Origin of the sequence: Pelagicoccus sp. SDUM812002 (assembly GCF_031127835.1) — a bacterium.
Lineage (GTDB): Bacteria > Verrucomicrobiota > Verrucomicrobiia > Opitutales > Opitutaceae > Pelagicoccus.
In genome coordinates this window covers 1-2,764 of sequence record NZ_JARXHX010000059.1, presented here as the reverse complement: position 1 = coordinate 2,764, position 2,764 = coordinate 1, and the positions used below count along the sequence as shown (strand labels likewise).

The 2,764-nt window shown below is 46.2% G+C and carries 4 protein-coding genes; 1 reads left to right on the top strand and 3 read right to left on the bottom strand.

Going from position 1 to position 2,764, the window contains the following annotated elements; all coding sequences use genetic code 11:
• Window positions 1-163: 163 nt before the first annotated feature.
• On the bottom strand, window positions 164-778 hold the full coding sequence (locus QEH53_RS23460; protein WP_309025670.1) for an EF-hand domain-containing protein: 615 nt from the start codon (window positions 776-778) through the stop codon (window positions 164-166).
• A 201-nt stretch (window positions 779-979) separates the two neighbouring features.
• Window positions 980-1,480: an RDD family protein gene (locus tag QEH53_RS23455; RefSeq protein ID WP_309025669.1), complete on the bottom strand. Its 501-nt coding sequence runs from the start codon at window positions 1,478-1,480 to the stop codon at window positions 980-982.
• Between the two features lie 191 nt (window positions 1,481-1,671).
• Between QEH53_RS23455 and QEH53_RS23450 the strand changes: the two genes are divergently transcribed.
• On the top strand, window positions 1,672-2,082 hold the full coding sequence (locus tag QEH53_RS23450) for a hypothetical protein (protein ID WP_309025668.1): 411 nt from the start codon (window positions 1,672-1,674) through the stop codon (window positions 2,080-2,082).
• A 222-nt stretch (window positions 2,083-2,304) separates the two neighbouring features.
• Here the strand turns inward: QEH53_RS23450 and QEH53_RS23445 are convergent, their stop codons facing one another.
• On the bottom strand, window positions 2,305-2,652 hold the full coding sequence (locus QEH53_RS23445) for a hypothetical protein (RefSeq protein ID WP_309025667.1): 348 nt from the start codon (window positions 2,650-2,652) through the stop codon (window positions 2,305-2,307).
• Window positions 2,653-2,764 lie beyond the last annotated feature (112 nt).

Genomic DNA, 2,764 nt, shown 5'->3' with positions numbered 1-2,764 from the left:
GTTCGTTGAGATGTCGTGGTCGCACTGGCTGAGGATGCTGCGTCCTTCGATTCGAAACCCTTCCGTCAAATATTTATATCATTACTGGCTAACGCAGAGTGCATACGCGGAGGCCAAGCGCGGAGCGCTTGGCCGGAGTTGTATGACACGACTTGTTCGAACTTTATTTTATAGCTGGTTCATCGTAGAATGCTAACTGAGAGCTTAGACTTATTCTTTCTTTCTCTTTTTCAATTTCTTCTTCGATTCTCTTTTTCGCTTCAGCCTCGATCTCCTTCATTGCATTTTCCATTTCTGATTCGGAAATCTTTCCATCGCCATCAAGGTCGAATCGCTCGAACATGGCTTCCGCTTCAGCTTTTGAGAAAATTCCATCGAATTGCGTTCCTAAATAGTCTTCGAGGTCTTCTAAACTGTTGAAGTCTCTCATCAATACTCTGCCTTCTGTTGTATTTGCGTAACCATTTAGAGGCTGAGAGAAGGTAGCCATCATCTCCATGTTCTCTCTCCAGTTTATCTTTCCATCTTTATTTGAATCGAAGTCATGAAGCATGCTTATAGACTTTCCGTCTATCTGGTCGAAAACTGGATTGTCTCCACTTGCTGCGGCTTCAGTTCCTGGGATAGCGATCGTAAACTCTCTTCGGGTTGAGTCGTGAATCTTTAAGGCGTCCCCGAATTCAACGGGGTCGTCACTCGTTCCGTTGGCCTCTCTGATCGAGCTGACCATTTTTTGCATGAATTGTCCGTGATATGTGTTTGCTGCTTGTGTGATCATAATCTTTCTCTGAACGAGTAGTAACGTTTAGGTAAAGTCATAGCAGCTAGGGGACCATCGCGTGTGGTACTTAGGTATTCGGGTTTTCTTTAGCGTTTGTTTTACTTTGTTTGGTTGTTCTCGATGTATCTCGTCGACGATCGGAACATTTTGCCGATGTGTATGTGGAAGTATATTCCATTCTTTCTTCGAACGTCGAGGTCAGACGCGAGCGCTTGCGCTCGTTGTCTGCACCGACTGGTTCTGCCAGTCTTTTGTAAGTTTTAGTTTCGAGAGGTGATCGTACAGCGAATCTTCATGTCCGATGTTCGTGGATACAAGGTAAAGCAATACGACTGGAATGTAGCTGTTCATGAACGCGTTCGCGAAAGATAATCCGAAAGTCTCCCTGTAGTCGACAACGAAAGGAGCAGCTACGGTGTAAAAGACTCCTAATGCGATCAAAAACGAGTACCTCCGGACTAGGTCCATTAACCGTAATTCATTTTTTCTATTTCGTATCTTAATTTTGAATATTCTCTTGCCCAAGGACCCACCGAAACACAGTCCGGTAGCGAGGTAGTAGATCCATAGCAGGTTGTAAAGTAGACCGACGTTGAAAACCCAAGAAAGGTGAAGCAGCGATTCGTAGAGAAGGATGTAGATCGCAACTGTGATCGATCCATCAATCAGAAAGGCTATCGTTCTCTCGAATCTATACATTTCAATTTTTGCAGAACGCAGAGGTCTCACGCGAGCGCTTGCGCGAGTTGTGAGGACCGACTTGATGGGGTTAAGTTTTTCATCTTCAGAGTTGGGTTTGTCTTGGAAGTTGGGGCTTTTCTTTTCTTGGATTCAGTCTTCGTATCCATTGTCAAATTGCGATCTTTCGTTTGCTGCAGGATCAATCCTAATTGAAGGGGATTTTGGGTTGGTTGGCCTTCTCGAAAATCGATCTATCCTTCGTTGCAGGATCTTCATATTTTATTCCTGGATCTAGAAATCGGATACGTCGCCAAGTTGTTCTCTCTAAAATTCCCTACCTCCCCATCGTCGAGCTCATACGCGAGGGCTCATGGAACCGTCGTGAAAGAGTGGGGGTTGGTTTGTCTGGAACCGTTCCGCAACTCGGGCGCTTGGCCCGAGTTGTATGGAGCGTCTGGTTAGCGGAACCTTCGTCTCTTCAGATGCAGGAGTTCGACCCGATCCGCTCTTCGATTCCAGAATCGTTTCGCTTGAACGTCGCTTGGGTAGATTTTGGCTACGGTGAAGCTGGAAATGTCGATGTCGAAAGTCGCTCTCGTTCCCGCGAATCGTCAGGATAAGTCTCCGCTTTTCCGGGATGCTCGTCGGAAATGTCGTGGTCGCACTGGTCGAGGATGCTGCTTCCTTCGATTCGAATACCGTATTCATATTTTTAACTGACTCGCTAACGTCAAATCCACACGATGGCGGCTTCGATTGAGGTTCCAAGTCGGTTTAGGTTAGTATTCATGAGATCGTTACGAGAGAGGCGAACGTTTGCCGCCATTGTGTGCGATGCCTGGTTAGCCCTCGTATCTTTGCTCCGTCTGTGGATCGTAGAGGCTGCACCCAAACTTGCCCGCAAGATCGATGAAATCGTTCATCTCTTCTCCTTCGAGTCCTCTGCAATCGATCAACAAGAGCTTGGGGTTTGTGGATACTTCGAAGACCTTATCTTCTTTCGAGTAGAAATTCTTAAACTCTTCCTTCCATTCCTTAGAGAACTTCTGGTCGATTTCTTTTCTGATTTCTTCGATCGGCAATTCTTCGACTGAATCAGGGAGTTCTTCGTCCATCAGTTGTTGGTAAATCTTTGAGTGGTCCGTGCTCGGTGATGAACCGTATTTCCAGAAGGCTAGTTGGTAGCTCATTTCTTTTCTTTAAGTGGCTAACGTGAAAGCCATACGCGGAAGTCAGCGCGGAGCGCTGGCTGGAGTTGTATGGGCTGCCTGGTTGGCACAATTTTTAGTAGGATATTTTATC